The organism is Terrabacter koreensis, assembly GCF_054783315.1.
The window spans coordinates 1,379,164-1,396,269 of sequence record NZ_BAAGQU010000004.1; the positions used below are offsets into that span (position 1 = coordinate 1,379,164).

The 17,106-nt window shown below is 72.8% G+C and carries 15 protein-coding genes; 7 read left to right on the forward strand and 8 right to left on the reverse strand.

Annotated features, from left to right (window positions below):
* Positions 1-16: 16 nt before the first annotated feature.
* The 6 genes from ACYVNR_RS09180 to ACYVNR_RS09205 form a co-directional block, all read right to left on the reverse strand.
* Entirely contained in the window at positions 17-694 is a 678-nt protein-coding gene (locus ACYVNR_RS09180; protein ID WP_458800573.1) for a response regulator transcription factor, read from the reverse strand.
* Positions 691-3,237 (reverse strand): DUF4118 domain-containing protein, encoded by a 2,547-nt coding sequence (locus tag ACYVNR_RS09185; protein WP_461047827.1) that lies wholly within the window; start codon positions 3,235-3,237, stop codon positions 691-693. Before ACYVNR_RS09185 ends, ACYVNR_RS09180 begins: the two co-directional genes overlap by 4 nt.
* 17 nt (positions 3,238-3,254) lie before the next feature.
* Positions 3,255-3,824 carry a potassium-transporting ATPase subunit KdpC gene (gene kdpC / locus ACYVNR_RS09190; protein ID WP_461047828.1) on the reverse strand — a complete coding sequence of 190 codons (570 nt, stop codon included), beginning with the start codon at positions 3,822-3,824 and terminating at the stop codon, positions 3,255-3,257.
* A gap of 10 nt (positions 3,825-3,834) precedes the next feature.
* On the reverse strand, positions 3,835-5,949 hold the full coding sequence (gene kdpB, locus ACYVNR_RS09195) for a potassium-transporting ATPase subunit KdpB (RefSeq protein WP_461048298.1): 2,115 nt from the start codon (positions 5,947-5,949) through the stop codon (positions 3,835-3,837).
* Positions 5,950-6,035: 86 nt separating this feature from the next.
* Positions 6,036-7,682, reverse strand: a complete 1,647-nt coding sequence (gene kdpA / locus ACYVNR_RS09200) for a potassium-transporting ATPase subunit KdpA (protein ID WP_461047829.1) — start codon at positions 7,680-7,682, stop codon at positions 6,036-6,038.
* On the reverse strand, positions 7,682-7,768 hold the full coding sequence (locus ACYVNR_RS09205) for a potassium-transporting ATPase subunit F (protein ID WP_082080860.1): 87 nt from the start codon (positions 7,766-7,768) through the stop codon (positions 7,682-7,684). Before ACYVNR_RS09205 ends, kdpA begins: the two co-directional genes overlap by 1 nt.
* Before the next feature lie 101 nt (positions 7,769-7,869).
* Between ACYVNR_RS09205 and ACYVNR_RS09210 the strand changes: the two genes are divergently transcribed.
* Complete coding sequence (locus ACYVNR_RS09210; protein ID WP_045190476.1) at positions 7,870-8,613, forward strand: ion channel; 744 nt, start codon at positions 7,870-7,872, stop codon at positions 8,611-8,613.
* 36 nt (positions 8,614-8,649) lie between these two features.
* On the opposite strand, the gene ACYVNR_RS09215 is transcribed toward ACYVNR_RS09210, so the two are convergent.
* Positions 8,650-9,900: a dipeptidase gene (locus ACYVNR_RS09215; protein ID WP_461047830.1), complete on the reverse strand. Its 1,251-nt coding sequence runs from the start codon at positions 9,898-9,900 to the stop codon at positions 8,650-8,652.
* Positions 9,901-9,928: 28 nt separating this feature from the next.
* Between ACYVNR_RS09215 and rimO the strand changes: the two genes are divergently transcribed.
* The 6 genes from rimO to ACYVNR_RS09245 are packed head-to-tail and all read left to right on the forward strand — an operon-like array spanning position 9,929 to position 15,232.
* Complete coding sequence (gene rimO / locus ACYVNR_RS09220; RefSeq protein WP_045190475.1) at positions 9,929-11,437, forward strand: 30S ribosomal protein S12 methylthiotransferase RimO; 1,509 nt, start codon at positions 9,929-9,931, stop codon at positions 11,435-11,437.
* Positions 11,434-12,246, forward strand: a complete 813-nt coding sequence (pgsA, locus tag ACYVNR_RS09225) for a CDP-diacylglycerol--glycerol-3-phosphate 3-phosphatidyltransferase (RefSeq protein WP_461047831.1) — start codon at positions 11,434-11,436, stop codon at positions 12,244-12,246. Before rimO ends, pgsA begins: the two co-directional genes overlap by 4 nt.
* Before the next feature lie 12 nt (positions 12,247-12,258).
* Complete coding sequence (locus ACYVNR_RS09230) at positions 12,259-12,867, forward strand: CinA family protein (protein ID WP_461047832.1); 609 nt, start codon at positions 12,259-12,261, stop codon at positions 12,865-12,867.
* 11 nt (positions 12,868-12,878) lie between these two features.
* Positions 12,879-13,181: a helix-turn-helix domain-containing protein gene (locus ACYVNR_RS09235; protein WP_045190474.1), complete on the forward strand. Its 303-nt coding sequence runs from the start codon at positions 12,879-12,881 to the stop codon at positions 13,179-13,181.
* A gap of 18 nt (positions 13,182-13,199) precedes the next feature.
* Positions 13,200-14,129 (forward strand): serine hydrolase, encoded by a 930-nt coding sequence (locus ACYVNR_RS09240; RefSeq protein ID WP_461047833.1) that lies wholly within the window; start codon positions 13,200-13,202, stop codon positions 14,127-14,129.
* Positions 14,126-15,232, forward strand: a complete 1,107-nt coding sequence (locus tag ACYVNR_RS09245; RefSeq protein ID WP_045190472.1) for a dipeptide epimerase — start codon at positions 14,126-14,128, stop codon at positions 15,230-15,232. Before ACYVNR_RS09240 ends, ACYVNR_RS09245 begins: the two co-directional genes overlap by 4 nt.
* A 74-nt stretch (positions 15,233-15,306) precedes the next feature.
* On the opposite strand, the gene ACYVNR_RS09250 is transcribed toward ACYVNR_RS09245, so the two are convergent.
* Complete coding sequence (locus ACYVNR_RS09250; RefSeq protein WP_461047834.1) at positions 15,307-16,956, reverse strand: DUF3352 domain-containing protein; 1,650 nt, start codon at positions 16,954-16,956, stop codon at positions 15,307-15,309.
* Positions 16,957-17,106: the final 150 nt, after the last annotated feature.

The following is a 17,106-nucleotide window of genomic DNA, read 5'->3' on the forward strand; positions in this document are numbered from 1 at the left end:
GTGGGCCTCTCGACGGTCAGGGGGTGAAGCGGTAGCCGAGGCCGGGCTCGGTGACGAGGTGGCGGGGGTTGGCCGGGTCGGGCTCGAGCTTGCGTCGCAGCTGGTTGGCGTAGACGCGCAGGTAGTTCGACTCGCGCCCGTAGGACGGCCCCCACACGGCGCGGAGCAGGTCCTGCTGCGAGACGAGGTGGCCGGGCTCGCGGCAAAGCGCCTCGAGCAGCCGCCACTCGGTGGGGGTGAGGCGCACGTCGGCGCCGGCGACGGTCGCCCGGCGCTCGGCGAAGTCGAGGCGGAAGTGGTCGGTGGTCATCGGCTCGAGGTGCTGGCCCTGAGGACCCCCACGCCGCAGGGCCGCCCGCACCCGGGCCAGCAGCTCCTCGACGCCGAACGGCTTGGTGACGTAGTCGTCGGCGCCCAGGTCGAGCGCTTCGATCTTGTCGTCGGACTCGTGCCGTGCCGAGAGCACGATGACGGGGACGGCTGACCCGGTGCGGAGGCGACGCAGCACCTCGGTGCCGTCGAGGTCGGGCAGGCCGAGGTCGAGGATGACGACGTCGGGAGCGTCCTCCAGGACCGACTGCACGGCGGTGCGCCCGTCGCCCGCGGTGACCACCTCGTGCCCGTGCGCACGCAGGGCGATGGCGAGGGTCCTCTGCAGGCGTGGATCGTCGTCGACGACGAGCACTCGGGTCACGCGTCCTCCTCGGGGGTGGGCACCGGGTCCGTCACGGCGACGGGGAGCTCGAGCACCATGGTGAGGCCTCCACCGGGCGTGTCCTCGGGCGACAGCGTGCCGCCCATGACGGTCATGAGGCCGCGCGCGACGGCGAGACCGAGACCGAGCCCGTCGCCGCGGGGCGCGTCGCCCAGGCGCTGGAACGCGGCGAAGATCCGGTCCTTGTCGGTGTCGTCGACGCCCGGTCCGCGGTCGACGACCCGAAGCTGCACCGTGTCGCCGATGCGGCCGGCCGTGAGTCGCACGTCGGCAGATCCACTGTGGCGCAACGCGTTCTCGACGACGTTGGCGAGCACCCGGTCGAGCAGGCCGAGGTCGACGCGGACGAGCGGGAGGTCCGGTTCGAGGTCGATGTCGACACGCGCCGGGGCGCTCGTGGTGCGGACCGTCGACACCACGGCGTCCAGCAGGTCCACCGAGTGGCTGTGCGGGCGCACCATCCCGGTCTCGAGACGCGAGAGGTCGAGCAGGTTGCCGATGAGGGCGTCGAGCCGGTCGGTCGACTCCTCGACCGACTCGAGCAGCTCCGCCTCGTCGTCGGGCGAGAGGGGGAGGCCCGACTGGCGCAGCGTCGAGATCCCGGCCTTGATGCTCGCGAGCGGGGTGCGCAGGTCGTGCGAGACGGCCGCGAGCAGCGTGGCGCGGGCTGCGTTGTCGCGGGCGAGCCCCGCGGCCTCGCGAGCAGCGCGGACGAGCTGCTCCCGCCCGTGCAGGATCGCGGCGTGGGCGGCGTACGCCTCGACGACACGCTGGTCCTCCGCGGCCAGGGGCGGGCCGTCGAGGAGCAGGTGGACGCCGTCGTCGACCGTCACGTCCACGGCCCAGGCCGACCCGTCGGCGAGCCGCGTGCCGGCGACGTGCGCCGGGTCGGTCGACGCGACGACGACCGCCGCCCCGTCGTCACCGCGCTCGGTGAGCAGCGCGGCCCGCATGCCGAGGTCGCCCCTGGCGCGGTCGAGCAGGGCCGGGACGGGGCGTGGCTCGGCGAGGAGGTCACGGCTGAGGGCCGCCAGCGCGGCGGACTCGCGCTCGGCCGCGACGGCCTGCTCGGTGCGGCGCGCGGCGACGTTGACGACCGACGAGACCGCCATGGCGACGAGCACGAAGACGGCGAGTGCCAGCGCGTTGGGCGGGTCGCTGATGGTGAGGGTGCCCCGCGGCTCGGTGAAGAACCAGTTGACGGCGAGCGAGCCGACGACCGCGCAGAAGAGTGCCGGCCAGATGCCGCCGACGAGGGCGCAGGCCACCGTGAGGGCAAGGTAGAGGAGCAGGTCGAGCGACAGCGTGTGCCCCTCGCGCGTGGCCACGAGGACGCTGGTGAGGGCAGCCAGGGCGACCACGGCCAGGACGAGGCCGGCGGCGACTCGCCGGGCGGGGAGCCCTGCGGCACGGGCTCGCCGGTGGCCCACCTTGGAGCCCTCGTGCGACACCAGGTGCACGTCGATGTCGCCAGACCCGTCGGCCACCGCCGACGCCACCCCGGGCCGGAGCAGCTGCTGCCAGCGGCTGCGGCGGCTGACGCCGACGACGATCTGGGTGGCGTTGACGCCGCGCGCGTGGTCGAGGATCGCCTCGGCCACGTCGTTGCCGGCGACGTCGTGGAACTCGGCCCCGAGGTCGCGGGCGAGGCGCCGCAGCCGGGTGATGGCCGCCGGGTCGGCGGGCGCGAGCCCCTCGGCCGACCGCACGTGGCAGGCGATGAGGTCGCCGCCGGCGGCACGGGTGGCGATGCGGGCCCCGCGCCGAAGCAGCGTCTCGCTGCCGGTGCCACCGGTGAGTGCGACGACGACCCGTTCGCGCGTGGGCCACGGGTCACGGATGCCCTGGGCGGCGCGGTAGCGCTCGAGCGCCTCGTCGACCCGGTCGGCGAGCCACAGCAGGGCGATCTCGCGCAACGCCGAGAGGTTGCCGACGCGGAAGTAGTTGGCGAGGGCTGCGTCGACCTTGTCGGCTCCGTAGACGTTGCCGTGCGCCATGCGACGGCGCAGCGCCTCGGGGGACATGTCGACGAGCTGCACCTGCTCGGCCCGGCGCACCACCTCGTCGGGGACGGTCTCCTGCTGCCGCACGCCGGTGATCGAGAAGGCGACGTCGTTGAGTGACTCGAGATGCTGGATGTTGACCGTGGAGATGACGTCGATGCCCGCATCGAGGATCTCCTCGACGTCCTGCCAGCGCTTGGCATGGGCGGGGGAGTCGGTGCCGTCGCCGGCGTTGGTGTGGGCGAGCTCGTCGACGAGCACCACCTGCGGGCGGCGGGCCAGCACGGCGGCGACGTCGAGCTCGGTCAGCGTCGAACCGCGGTGGGCGACCTGCCGTCGCGGCAGCACCTCGAGGCCGTCGACGAGCGACTCGGTGTGGGGGCGGCCATGGCTCTCGACGTAGCCCACGACGACGTCGGTGCCGCGCTCGCGGCGACGGTGCGCCTCCTCGAGCATGGCGACGGTCTTGCCCACGCCCGGCGCCGCGCCCAGGTAGATCCGCAGAGAGCCGCGCCCCATGCCGTGATCCTCTCAGGTCACCCGCGCCCGATCGCCGTGAGGCGCGCGAGGGCGAGGTTGAGCTCGAGCACGTCGACGTGTGGCTCGCCGAGGAACCCGGCGATCCGGTCCTCGGTGTGGGCCCCCACGAGCTGGCGTACGCGTGTGGCGTCGAGGCCGCGGGCCGCGGCGACGCGCTCGACCTGGGCGACGGCGTACGCGGGGGAGATGTGCGGGTCGAGGCCGCTGGCCGACGCGGTGAGCGCGTCAGCCGGGACGGCACCCACGGTCAGGCCGGCGGCGTCGGCACGCCTCGCGACCTCGTCGCCGAGGGCGCTGCCCGCCAGGTTGGAGCCGCCGCTCGTCTCGCCCGAGTAGCCGCTCGCTGAGGGGCGGCCCTGGAACCACTGGTCGCCCGACCACTGCTGGCCGAGGAGGCTCGACCCGACGACCGACCCGTCGACGCTGACGAGCGAGCCGGCCGCCTGGTCTCGGGCGACGGTCTGGCCGGCGACCCACACCGCCGCGGGGTAGAGCAGACCGAGCAGGACGGTGAGGACGAGCAGCGCCCGGAGGCCGGCGACGGACTGCTTGATCACGTTGGTCACAGGTCTTCCTTCAGAGCGGGAGGTGGCTGACGACGAGGTCGATGAGCTTGATGCCGACGAACGGCGCGACGACGCCGCCGAGTCCGTAGACGAGGAGGTTGCGGCGCAGCAGGGCAGTACTGCCTGACGGCCGATAGCGAACGCCTCTGAGCGACAACGGGATCAGCGCGACGATGATGAGGGCGTTGAAGATGACCGCCGAGAGCATGGCCGACTGCGGCGTCGACAGCCGCATGACGTTGAGGGCGTCGAGGCCGGGGAAGAGCACCACGAACATGGCCGGGATGATGGCGAAGTACTTCGCGATGTCGTTGGCGATCGAGAAGGTGGTCAGGGCGCCGCGGGTGATGAGCAGCTGCTTGCCGATCGACACGACGTCGATGAGCTTCGTCGGGTCGGAGTCGAGGTCGACCATGTTGGCCGCCTCCTTCGCCGCCGACGTCCCGGTGTTCATCGCGACGCCGACGTCGGCCTGGGCGAGCGCGGGCGCGTCGTTCGTGCCGTCGCCGGTCATCGCGACGAGCCGGCCGCCCTCCTGCTCCTTGCGGATGAGGGCAATCTTGTCCTCGGGCGTCGCCTCGGCGAGGTAGTCGTCGACCCCGGCCTCGGCGGCGATCGACCGGGCGGTGAGCGGGTTGTCGCCCGTGATCATCACGGTGCGGATGCCCATCGCGCGCAGCTGGGCGAACCGCTCGCTCATGCCGGGTTTGACGACGTCCTTGAGGTGGACGACGCCGAGGACGGCCGGGGTCTCGTCGCCCCGACGGGAGGCGACCACCAGCGGGGTGCCACCGGCCGTCGCGATCGACTCGACGGCCTCGAGGGCACCCGGTTGCACGACCCCGCCGGCATCGGTGACCCACCGGCACACGGCGTCCGCCGCGCCCTTGCGCACCGCGGTGCCGTCGTCGAGGTCGACGCCGGACATGCGGGTCTGGGCGGTGAACTCGACGAACGTGGCGCCGCGGCGGCGCAGCGTCGCCAGGTCGTCGCAGGCGTTGTGGGCGAGTCCCTCGCCCGCGAGCTCGACGATCGAACGCCCTTCCGGCGTCTCGTCGGCCAGCGACGAGAGGTATGCCGCCCGCGTCAGCTCCGAGCGGTCGTGGCCGCCGTCGACGGGCCCGGCCAGCGGCACGAGCTCGGTCGCGCGTCGGTTGCCGAAGGTGATCGTGCCCGTCTTGTCGAGCAGGAGCGTCGACACGTCACCGGCCGCCTCGACGGCACGCCCGGACATCGCGAGGACGTTGTGCTGCACGAGCCGGTCCATGCCGGCGATGCCGATCGCCGACAGCAGGGCGCCGATGGTCGTGGGGATGAGGCAGACGAGCAGGGCCACGAGCACGACGACGGACTGCTCGCGGCCCGAGTAGACGGCGAGCGGCTGGATCGCCATGACGGCGAGCACGAAGATGATCGTCAGCGTGGTGAGCAGGATCGTCAGGGCGACCTCGTTCGGCGTCCTCTGGCGGGCTGCGCCCTCGACCAGGGCGATCATCCGGTCGATGAAGGTCTCGCCGGGCTTCGACGTGATGCGCACCGTGATGCCGTCGGAGAGCACCGTGGTGCCGCCCGTGACCGCGCACCGGTCGCCGCCGGACTCGCGGATGACGGGCGCCGACTCGCCGGTGATGGCCGACTCGTCGACCGTGGCCATGCCCTCGACGACGTCGCCGTCGCCGGGGACCACCTCGCCGGCGCGCACGACGACGACGTCCCCGACGGCCAAGTCCGCCGCGGCGACGGTCTCGAAGCTGCCGTCCGCACACCGTCGTCGGGCCGTCGTGGTGGTGCGGGCCGCGCGCAGCGTGGCGGCCTGGGCCTTGCCGCGGCCCTCGGCGACGGCCTCGGCCACGTTCGCGAACAGCACGGTCGCCCAGAGCCACAGCGTGACGGCCCAGGCGAACCACGAGGGGTCGGCCACCGCGACGACCGTCGTGACGAGCGAGCCCACCCAGACGACGAAGACGACCGGGCTGCGCCACACGTGCCGCGGGTCGAGCTTGCGCACGGCCTCAGGGACGCTGGTGACGAGCTGGCGCGCCAGGGCGCGGCCCGAGCCGGCCTCGGGCGACGGACCGGTGACCGCGGTGCCGAGCCGGCGCCCGTGGTCGGCACGGGGTGCCATGGCACCGTCCGCGCCGCGCAGCGTGACCTCGGCCGAGTCCGCTGACGGGTTCGTGACGGTGGTGGAGGTGGGGGTGTGGCTGGGGTTCATGAGAGCGCCTCCGCGAGGGGACCGAGGGCCAGGGCCGGGAAGAAGGTCAGTCCGGTGACGACGACGGCCACGCCGACGAAGAGGCCTGCGAACGTGGGTGTGTGGGTGGGCAGCGAGCCGGACGTGGCCGGGCGGCGGCGCTGTGCGACGAGGGCGCCGGCGAGAGCGAGCACGAGCACGATGGGCACGAAGCGGCCGAGCAGCATGCACAGGGCGAGCGTGAGGTTCGTGTAGGGCGTGTCGGCCGAGAAGCCCGCGAACGCGCTGCCGTTGTTGTTGGCGGCCGAGGCGTACGCGTACATCACCTCGGTGAGCCCGTGCGGACCCGTGGCGAGCATCTGCGACGACACGATCGGCGCGACCATGCCGACTCCCGTGAAGACGAGCACCAGCGCGGGCATGACGAGCAGCGCGAGGGCGGTCAGCGTGATCTCGCGGCGCCCGACCTGCTTGCCGAGCAGCTCGGGAGTGCGCCCGACCATGAGGCCGGAGACGAAGACAGTGAGCAGGGCCAGCAGCAGCGCACCGTAGAGCCCCGAGCCGACGCCACCGGGCGACACCTCGCCGAGCAGCATCGAGAAGAGCACGCCGCCCCCGCCGAGCGGGCTGTAGCTCTCGTGCAGCGAGTTGACCGCGCCGGTCGAGGTCCCGGTGGTGCTCGCGCCGAAGAGGGCCGACGACCAGACGCCGAAGCGCACCTCCTTGCCCTCCATCGCGCCGAGCGGGCCGACGGAGGCCGACACCTCGGCCCAGGTCACCGCCGCCACCATGAGTCCCCACAGCGTCGCCATGAAGCCGAGAACCGCCCAGCCCTGCCGCCGGTCACCGACGAGCAGGCCGTAGGTGCGTGGGAGCGAGAACGGGATGACGAGCATGAGGAAGACCTGCACGAGGTTGATGACCGCGTTCGGGTTCTCGAACGGGTGGGCCGAGTTCGCGTTGAAGTAGCCGCCGCCGTTGGTGCCGAGCAGCTTGATCGCCTCCTGCGACGCGACGAGGCCGCCCTGGATCACCTGGCTGCCACCCGACACCGTCGTCACGGTGGTCGGCGCGCCGAGGTTCTGGACCACACCGCCGAGCAGCAGCACGACGGCGCCCACGAGCGCGAGGGGCAGCAGGACCCGCACGCAGCCGCGCACGAGGTCGACCCAGAAGTTGCCGACCGTCGCGCCGCCCGAGCGAGCGAGCCCGCGCACGAGCGCGACCGCCACGGCGAGCCCGACGGCGGGGGAGACGAAGTTCTGGACCGTCAGGCCGACGGTCTGCACCAGCGGTGACGCTCCCGACTCACCGGCATACGACTGCCAGTTGGTGTTCGTCACGAACGAGACCGCGGTGTTGAGCGCGGTGTCCCAGCCCATCGCGGCGCCCCGCGCGAGCGGCAGCGCCCCCTGGGCGACGACGAGCCCCGAGAGGAGCGCGATGCCCACCACCGAGACGCCGAGGACGGCGACGGCATACGTCGTCCACCGCTGCTCGGACGACGGGTCGACACGGCAGAGGCGGTAGACGAGTCGTTCGACGCGCCAGTGGTGCTCGTCGGTGAAGACGCGGGCCAGCCACGCTCCCAGGGGGAGGTGCGAGGCGGCCAGGGCGGCGACGAGGACGCCGATGGTGAGCAGCCCGCTGACGGTGTCGCTCATCAGAAGCGGTCCGCGTGGAGGAGGACGTACACGAGGTACGCGAGGACGGCGACCCCGACCGCGACCAGGAGGATGGTGGTGAACATGCCTCCTTCGTACGGCGGCTCGGCAGGCCTGCCGCCGCCGTTGACCCGCTGCTGACGCCTCTTGACGCGATCTTGACGGGGCCGCCACTAGAGTCCGAGACGTGAGTGCGTCGCTGGAGCTCTGGCCGTCATCGCCACGCAGGACGGGGCCGCCGTCGCGCCTCGACCGCCTCCGGCGGAAGGTCTCGGAGCTGCCGTGCGCCCTGCTGCTGTTCGTCCAGCTGGCCGCGCTCGTCGCCTACCCGTTCGTCGAGACACGCCAGGGCGACGTGCAGCAGGTGGGTCGGGCGATCTTCGGACTCATCGGCCTCGTCGTGCTGTTCCTCGCGGTCCGCGCGGTACGGGCGACCCCCGCCCTGACGTGGGTGGCGGTGCTCCTCGGTGGCCCGGTCGTCGTCCTCACCGTCGCCGAGGCGGTCTGGAACGACAACCAGACCCTGACCTTCTGGAGCTCGGCGCTGCACGCGCTCTTCTACCTCTACACGGGCTACGGCCTGCTGCGGTACATGTTCGCCGACAACTGGGTGACCCGCGACGAGCTCTACGCGACCGGGGCGACGTTCACGGTCGTCGCGTGGGGGTTCGCCTACGTCTACCTCGCCGTGCAGATCGCCTACCCGAACTCGTTCACGATCTACGGCGAGGCCGACCCGGGCACGCGCACGTGGTTCGAGCTGCTCTACCTCTCGATCACGACGATGACCTCGACGGGCCTGTCCGACATCATCGCCGTGGAGCCGCACGCGCGGGCGTTCGTGCTGCTCCAGCAGATCGCGGGCATGCTCTACGTCGCGCTCGTGGTCGCCCGCCTCGTCGGGCTCACGATCGCCCGCTTCCGCCAGTAGGGCCCCGCGGCCGTGTGCCGCGTGGCCGCCTGCCGGTCAGGAGTCGGCGGTCCGCGCCCCGTCGAGCTCCGCGAAGGTGCGCAGGCTCGGCCCACGGGTCTGCTGGAGGTCACGCGCCACGGCCTCGACGTCACGCATGACCCGCAGCGTGTTGCCGCGCACGAGCTTGGCGACGTCGTCCTCGGACCACGAGCGCTCCAGCAGCGCGGCGACGAGCCGGGGGTAGCCGCTGACGTCCTCCAGCCCGACCGGGAAGGTGTCGGTCCCGTCGTAGTCGCCCCCGATGCCGACGTGGTCGATGCCGGCGACCTCGCGCACGTGCTCGACGTGCGCGACGACCTGCTCGATCGTCGCGTCGGGCTTCGGGTGCTGCTGCTGCCAGCCGGCGGTGAAGCGCCCGAAGGCCTCCCAGTCCTTGGCGTCGACCCCCACCTCGGCGGCGGCCGCGGCGGCCTCGACCCGCCACGCTGCGGTGTCGGGGGAGACGAACTCGGGCACGAAGGTGACCATGCACGTGCCGCCGTTGGCGGGCAGCGCCGCGAGCACGTCGTCGGGCACGTTGCGCGGGGTGTCGCAGAGGGCGAGGGCAGACGAGTGGCTGAAGATGACCGGCGCCTCGGTCGTCCCGAGCGCCGCGCGCATGGTGGTGGGGGCGACGTGGCTGAGGTCGACCATCATCCCGAGGCGGTTCATCTCGCGCACGACCTCGTGCCCGAAGGCGGTGAGACCACCGACCACGGGCGCATCGGTGGCCGAGTCGGCCCAGGGCGTGTTGTCGTTGTGCGTCAGCGTCATGTAGCGCACGCCGAGCACGTGCAGCAGGCGCAGCGTGGCCAGCGAGCAGCCGATGGAGTGCCCGCCCTCGGCCCCGAGCAGCGAGGCGATGCGGCCGCTGTCGAAGGCGCGGTCGACGTCGTCCGCCGTGCGCGCCAGGGCCAGCCGGTCGGCATACGTCCCGATCATGCGGTGCACGCCGTCGACCTGCTCGAGGGTGGCCGTGACGGCCGAGTCGCCCTGCAGGGTGCTCGGCACGAAGACCGACCAGAACTGGCCGCCGACGCCGCCGTCGGCGAGGCGGGGCAGGTCCGTCTGGGTGGTCGCCACCGGGCCGCCGATGTCGAGCGCGTCGAAGTCGTAGCGGGTCTGCTCGCGTGCCTCCCACGGGAGGTCGTTGTGCCCGTCGACGAGCGGGTGCCGGGCGAGCAGCGCCCGGGCGCGCGCGACGGCGTCGACGGCGTCGGCGGGGTCGGTCTGGCCGGGCTGGGCGGTTCCGAGCATGTCGGCCATTGAACACCCGTCCATCTAGAGTGGGCGCATGACCCCTCCCCACCCGAGCGCCGACAGGAGCGTCGCACTCGTCACCCTCGGGTGCACGCGCAACGAGGTCGACTCCGAGGAGCTGGCAGGCCGCCTCCTCGCCGAGGGGTGGCGTCTCGTCGACGACGCGTCCGAGGCCGACGTCGCCGTCGTCAACACCTGCGGCTTCGTCGAGCAGGCCAAGAAGGACTCCATCGACGCGCTGCTCGAGGCCTCCGACCTCAAGGGCGACGGCGGGCGCACCCAGAAGGTCGTCGCAGTCGGGTGCCTCGCCGAGCGCTACGGCAAGGAGCTCGCCGACCAGCTGCCCGAGGCCGACGCCGTGCTCGGCTTCGACTCCTACCGCGACATGAGCTCGCACCTGCAGACGATCCTCGCAGGCGGCCACGTCGAGAGCCACACGCCGGGCGACCGCCGCACCCTGCTGCCGCTCACGCCCGTCGAGCGCCAGGCCGGTGCGGCCGGGGTCGCGTTGCCCGGCCACGGTGAGACGGCCTCCGAGGGCGCCCCGTCCGACGGCAGCGCGTCCGACGTCGACACGCTCGACGGCGTGCCCGTCCCGGCCACCGGCCCACGGGTCATCCGGGCCCGCCTCGACGGCCGCCCGTGGGCGCCGCTCAAGATCGCCTCCGGCTGCGACCGGCGCTGCTCCTTCTGCGCCATCCCGATGTTCCGGGGCGCGTTCGTGTCGCGGCGCCCGGCCGACATCGTCGCCGAGGGCCGCTGGCTCGCCCAGCAGGGCGTCAAGGAGCTCTTCCTCGTCTCCGAGAACTCCACCTCGTACGGCAAGGACCTCGGCGACCTCGGCCTGCTCGAGAAGCTGCTGCCCGAACTCACAGCGATCGAGGGCATCGAGCGCGTGCGCGTCTCGTACCTCCAGCCCGCCGAGATCCGGCCCGGCCTGCTGCGGGCCATGGCGGACACGCCGGGTGTCGTGCCCTACTACGACATCTCGTTCCAGCACGCGTCGGAGCCGCTGCTGCGTTCCATGCGCCGCTTCGGCTCGCGCGAGGCGTTCCTCGACCTGCTCGCGCGGGTCCGGGCCGACGCGCCCGAGGCCGGTGTCCGGTGCAACGTCATCGTGGGCTTCCCGGGCGAGACCGAGGCCGACCTCGACGAGCTCGAGGCGTTCCTCACCGAGGCGCGCCTCGACGTCGTCGGCGTCTTCGGCTACTCCGACGAGGACGGCACCGAGGCCGAGGGCTACACCGGTCACCTCGCCCCCGAGGTCGTCGCCCAGCGCCTCGACCGCTTCACCCGCCTCGTCGAGGAGCTCAACGCGCAGCGCGCCGAGGAGCGCATCGGCGAGCACGTCGTCGTCCTCGTCGAGGAGATCGACGACGAGGACGGCTCGGCCGTCGGGCGGGCTGCCTTCCAGGGCCCCGACGTCGACGGCGTCACGGTCGTGCACGTGCCCGAGGGCGCCCCGACGCCGCAGGTCGGCGACCTCGTCGAGGCCGTCGTCGTCGCCACCGAGGGGATCGACCTCGTCGCGGAGCCGCGATGACCCCGCAGACCTTCCACCGGGGGGAGGGGCCCGCGCCCCGGCCCACCGACTGGAACCTGCCCAACGCGTTGACCGTCCTGCGCTTCCTGCTCGTCCCGGTCTACGCCGTGCTGCTCTTCCAGGACGGCGGCCACGAGCCGTGGTGGCGCTTCTGGGCGTGGGTGGTCTTCGCACTGGCCGCCGTCACCGACGGCGTCGACGGCAAGCTGGCCCGCCGTCGCGGTGAGATCACGAACTTCGGCAAGGTCGCCGACCCCATCGCCGACAAGGCACTCACCGGCACCGCCTTCATCGGGCTCTCGCTCCTCGGCGTGGTGTGGTGGTGGGTGACGGTCGTCATCCTCGTGCGCGAGGTCGGCATCACCGTGCTGCGCTTCGTCGTCATCCGACACGGCGTCATGCCGGCCGGGCGCGGAGGCAAGCTCAAGACGATGCTCCAGACCCTGTCGCTGGGCTCGCTGACGCTGCCGCTCTGGGTGTGGCCCTTCAGCGGGGTGCTCACGACGGTCGCCTACGTGCTGCTCGGGGCCGCGCTCGTCATGACGGTGGTGAGCGGCGTCGACTACGTCTTCAAGGCGGCCCGGCTGCGCGAGACGAGCGAGCGCACCCGGCTGCGCAGGGCCGCGCGCGCTGCCGAGCGCGAGGCGCGGGCCGCGCAGCGGGCCCAGCGGGGCGCTCGCGACGACTCCGACGCGTCGACGCCTACGCGCGGGACCGCCCCGACCGGAGCTGCCCCGACCGGGGCTGCCCCGACGTCGAGCAGCGGCGTCGGGCCCGTCCCGCCCGAGAAGACGCCGAACCGCGACTGACGTGGTACCGACGTGGCACCCACCGACGATCCCCTGACCGCGAGCCCCCCGGAGAGCCCGGGAGCGCGTCTCGTCGCGCGCCTGACCGAGGGCCGGGAGACGCTTGCCTGCGCGGAGTCGCTCACAGCCGGCTTCGTGGCCGCGACGGTCGCCGACACACCCGGCGCGTCCGCGGTGCTGCTCGGTGGTGTCGTCGCGTACGCGGCCGAGGTGAAGACCGCCCTCCTGGACGTCCCCGCCGAGCTGATCGACCGCGTCGGCACCGTCGACCCCGACGTCGCCGTCGCCATGGCCGAGGGTGTACGCCGTCGGCTCGGTGCGACGTGGGGCCTGTCCACGACCGGCGTCGCCGGCCCCGGACCGTCCGAGGGGAAGCCGGTCGGCACCGTCCACGTCGCCGTCGCCGGGCCCTCGGGAACAGTGACGCGGGCTCTGCAGTTGAACGGGACCAGAGCCCAGATCCGGGCGGCCACCGTCGCCGCGGTGCTCGGGCTCGCGGACGAGGAGACTGGCGCCACGCGCCGAACACTGGCACCGGCGGGGGACCCTCGGGGTACGGTAGGCGTGTCGGGTCACCCGCACGGTCCACCGGAACCGCACGACCCCGCACCAGCGACCTGAAGGAGGACGGCATGACGACACTCTTGCGACGCGAGCTCGGTGACGTCCTCCGCGAGCGTCGGCGCGCGCAGGGCCGGACCCTCCGTGAGGTGTCGGCCACCGCGTCGGTGTCGCTCGGCTACCTCAGCGAGGTCGAGCGTGGTGAGAAGGAGGCCAGCTCCGAGCTGCTCGCCTCGATCTGCGGCGCCCTCGACCTGCCCCTCTCGCGGGTCCTGATCGACGTCTCCAACCGCATGGCCGAGAGCGAGGGCCTCGCGCCCACCGTGCCGCTGCTCGTCCCCTCGGGCGACGTGGTGTCGGCCTCCGCCGCCTGATCGTCTACATTCTCGAGGGTGCCGACGCCTTTCTCGCAGATCGACGCCCGTCTCGACCAGGTCACCACGGCAGCTGACGCCACGGTCTCGGTCTGGCTCGGCGGCACCGACGGTCGCGAGCGATGGTCGCACGACGCGCACGCTGCGCACTACGCCGCGTCGACGATGAAGCTCCCGCTCGTCATCGCCGCCTTCCGTCGCGTGGCGCGGGGTGAGCTGGTCCTCGCGCAGCCGGTGGCCGTGACGTCCACGTTCGCGTCGGTGCTCGACGGGTCGCCGTTCTCCCTCGACGCCGACGACGACCAGGACCCCGAGACGTGGGCCGTCATCGGCGGCACCTGCACGCTCGGTGAGCTGGCCGACCGCGCCATCACCCGGTCCAGCAACATCGCCACCAACCTGCTCGTCGACGTCGTCGGCCTCACGGAGGTCGCCGAGGTGCTGCGCCTGACCGGGTGCTCGGCCACGACGGTCGTCGGTCGCGGCATCGAGGACGCCCGCGCCCGCGAAGCCGGCATCACCAACACGGTCGCGGCCGCCGACCTCGGCCTGCTCATGGCAGCCGTCGCGCGGCGCGAGCCCGCGCTCGGCGGCGAGCCGGTGCTCGGTCCGGTCGAAGAGCTGCTCTCGCGCCAGCTCCACGTCGACCAGGTGCCTGCCGGGCTGCCCGAAGGCATCCCGACGGCGAGCAAGTCCGGGTGGATCCCGGGCGTCTCGCACGACGTCGCCCTCGTGCGCCCGCCCGGTGAGGAGCCGTTCGTGCTCGTCGTCTGCACCACCATCGCGCTCGGCGAGACGGAGGCCGCGGCCTTCGTCGCCGACATCGCGCGCGACGTGTGGCGGGCCGAGCACCCCGAGCACCCAGAGCACCCTGAGATTCCCGAGCCGCATGCCGCCCAGGCCGGTCCCGACGCGCAGGCCACGCCCACCTCGGTGGCCGGCCGATGACGACGGTCGAGCGGGTCGTCACCACCGTCTCGTCCGTGCCGCTCCACACGCCGTTCGTCACGGCGCTGCGGCGCACCGAGACCACCGACACGGTCATCGTGAGAGTCACCGACAGCGACGGCCGCACCGGGTGGGGCGAGGCCCCGCAGGTGTGGCAGGTGACGGGGGAGTCCCTGGCGAGTGCCACGGCGTGCATCGAGCAGATGCTGGCGCCCGCGGTCGTCGGTCGGCCCCTCGACGACCGCGACGACCTCTCCGCGGCCGCCGCGGCCGTGCAGCGCGCGGTCGCCCGCAACTTCGGGGCCAAGGCGGCCGTCGACGCGGCGCTCCACGACCTCGTCGCCCAGGCAGAGGGCACGTCGGTGGCCACCCTGCTCGGTTCGGGGGCGGACGGCATACGTGACGTGCTCACGACCGACGTGACCCTCTCGGCCGGCGCTGCCGACGCCCTCGCCGACACGGCCCGGGCACGGGTCTCGGACGGGTTCCGCACCCTCAAGATGAAGGTCGGCACCGACGCCAGCACCGACGTGCAGCGCGTGGCGTCGGTGCGCGACGCCGTCGGACCGGACGTCGCGCTTCGCCTCGACGCGAACCAGGGCTGGACCCGTGAGGAAGCGGTGCAGGTCATCCGCGCCCTCGAGGTGGCCGACCTCGGCGTCGAGCTCGTCGAGCAGCCGGTCGTCGCCGACGACGTGGAGGGGCTCGCCTGGGTGCGGGAGCGCGTCGGGCTGCCGGTCATGGCCGACGAGTCCTGCTACGGCCCGTACGACCTCGAGCGCATCATCCGGCTCGGCGCGGCCGACCTCGTCAACGTCAAGCTCGCCAAGTGCGGCTCGCTCACCGTCGGGCGCGACATGCTCCGCCGTGCGCACGACGCCGGGCTCGGCACCATCGTCGGCTCGATGATGGAGAGCCACGTGGGTGTGGGGGCGGCGGCTGCCGTCGTCGCAGCCGAGCCGACGACCGCCGTCAGCGATCTCGACGCCGCGTGGTGGTCCGTCGCCTCACCGGTCGTCGGTGGAATCTCCTACTCCGGCAACGAGGTCCGCGTGCCTGCGGCTGCCGGGTTCGGCATCTCGGGCTTCGCGCAGCACACCTGAGAGCCGGCACGCAGACGACGAAGGGCCCCGCCTGACGCGGGGCCCTTCGTGTTGCGCGTGCTGTCTGGTGCCCCTCAGTTGCCGAGGACGCGGAGGGTGAACGTGCCCTCCCCGTTGCCGGTGGTGCTGGCGTTGACGCCGACGGCGCGGAGCGACTCGAGGAACGTCTTCTGGTTGCCCTTGACCTCGCCGAGGTAGAGCTTCTCGAGCTTGTCGAGGTCGACGAACACGGCGCTGTTGGACGACGTGACGTCGCCGACCGACAGCTTGAAGGCGTCGGAGTCACCGAGCTTGCCGCCGGACTTGAGGTCGTCGGCGTAGTCGGGGGTCGTGGCGACGTAGACCTTGTCTCCCTCGACCTTGTGCGTCAGGACGCCGCTGTCGGCGCCCGAGGCCTGCATCAGCCGGTCGATGATCTCGTCCGCGCGCTTGGCGTCGCTCGAGACGACCTTGGCGCCGACCGTCAAGGAGTCGCCCTTGAGGTCCTGGTCGGGCATGGCGACCGTGAACGACCGGCCGAGGAGCACCTTGAGGTCGTCGGGCAGCTTGACGTCGAGCTGGTCCTCGACCATGGCGATGACGTCGTCCTGGCCGTCGGCGGCGGCAAGGTCGTTGATCTGCTTCTCGAGCTGCGGCCACGTCGAGCCGAGCATCTGGTCGGCGCCCGCCACGTGCACGGCAGCCATGGTGTTGGCGGGGAGGTTGGCCAGCTCGCTGCCGTTCCCCTTGACGGACGTCCTCGCGTCGGCGCCCCGGACGATGCCGGCCAGCTCGACGTAGTCGGCGTCGAAGCGCAGCGCCGCTGCGAAACGGCCCTTGGCACTCGCCAGCGCGGCGGTGTCCATGCCGTTGCCGTCGCCGCTCAGCTTGGGCAGCTCCTTGAGGCCGGTCGTCATGTCGAACCAGGCGGAGACGATGCCCTGCTCGCCGAGGGCGCCCATGTCGCCCGTGAAGTTCGCGTTGGCCGACAGCGCGCCCTTGTCGACGGCGGCGAGGGTCGCGTCACCGGTGCCGCCGGGCGTGACGATGGCGTAGCCGTCCTTGGTGCGCACGTCGGTCTTGGAGCCCTTGTCGCAGGCGAAGAGCCTGGTGAGGGCGTCCTTGGCGACGGTCTCGTCCTTGACCTGGATCGCGATGGCGAGGTTGGGCTGGTCCTTGGTGCCGCCGGGGCGGATCGCGGCGCCGACGCGGTCACCGAGCCACGGCTCGACGTCCTTGTCGTAGGCGAACTTCTTGATGCAGTCGTCGCCGGCGTTCTTGGCGGCCATCTCCCACAGCTTCTTGCGGGGGTCGTCGCTGCCGAGGGTGTCCTTGACGGCGTCGAGCTTGCCGAGGAAGCGGACGGCAGCGACCTTCTGGCCTGCTGACGGGTCGATGTCGACGCGGAGGTACGCGTACGCGTCGCCGGGCAGCACGTCGGACGGCTGAGCGCCGCTGCCGCTCAGGGTCTGCACGGCGAGGACGCCGGCGCCGCCGAGGGCGAGGACGCCGGCGAGGGCGCCGACCAGCAGGCCGGTGCGCTTGCGCCCGGGCTGGGCGGGGGAGGCCGGCTCGTCGGCGAGGTCGACTCCGACCGCGCCCGCGGCGCCCGCCTGGTCGGTCGCGGACGGGACCGGGTGGCTGCCCGAGGGCACCGGGTAGGTGTACTGCGGGACGGACGTCGTCGCGTCGCCCGCGTGGTCGGTCGGCCCGGTGGGCAGGGCGGAATCCTTCGGCTCGGTCATGGTTGCTCCCCTGAAGTGTCGAGGTCCCTGCTCGGCGCGGGACGAGAGGACGATACCGGTCGTGCGACGACCGCGCGGGCGGTTGAGATAACGCTCCGACGACGGTTTCGGCGCAACGGGTTCCGCGGCTATGGGTGGCAGACTGCTGGG

Bases quoted from the DNA above. Each gene is read 5' to 3' on its own strand.
- kdpA (WP_461047829.1), bottom strand. From the start codon at position 7,682: ATGAGCGACACCGTCAGCGGGCTGCTCACCATCGGCGTCCTCGTCGCC.
- kdpB (WP_461048298.1), bottom strand. From the start codon at position 5,949: ATGGCACCCCGTGCCGACCACGGGCGCCGGCTCGGCACCGCGGTCACC.
- ACYVNR_RS09235 (WP_045190474.1), top strand. From the start codon at position 12,879: ATGACGACACTCTTGCGACGCGAGCTCGGTGACGTCCTCCGCGAGCGT.
- ACYVNR_RS09245 (WP_045190472.1), top strand. From the start codon at position 14,126: ATGACGACGGTCGAGCGGGTCGTCACCACCGTCTCGTCCGTGCCGCTC.
- ACYVNR_RS09215 (WP_461047830.1), bottom strand. From the start codon at position 9,900: ATGGCCGACATGCTCGGAACCGCCCAGCCCGGCCAGACCGACCCCGCC.
- rimO (WP_045190475.1), top strand. From the start codon at position 9,929: ATGACCCCTCCCCACCCGAGCGCCGACAGGAGCGTCGCACTCGTCACC.
- ACYVNR_RS09185 (WP_461047827.1), bottom strand. From the start codon at position 3,237: ATGGGGCGCGGCTCTCTGCGGATCTACCTGGGCGCGGCGCCGGGCGTG.
- ACYVNR_RS09205 (WP_082080860.1), bottom strand. From the start codon at position 7,768: ATGTTCACCACCATCCTCCTGGTCGCGGTCGGGGTCGCCGTCCTCGCG.
- pgsA (WP_461047831.1), top strand. From the start codon at position 11,434: ATGACCCCGCAGACCTTCCACCGGGGGGAGGGGCCCGCGCCCCGGCCC.
- ACYVNR_RS09250 (WP_461047834.1), bottom strand. From the start codon at position 16,956: ATGACCGAGCCGAAGGATTCCGCCCTGCCCACCGGGCCGACCGACCAC.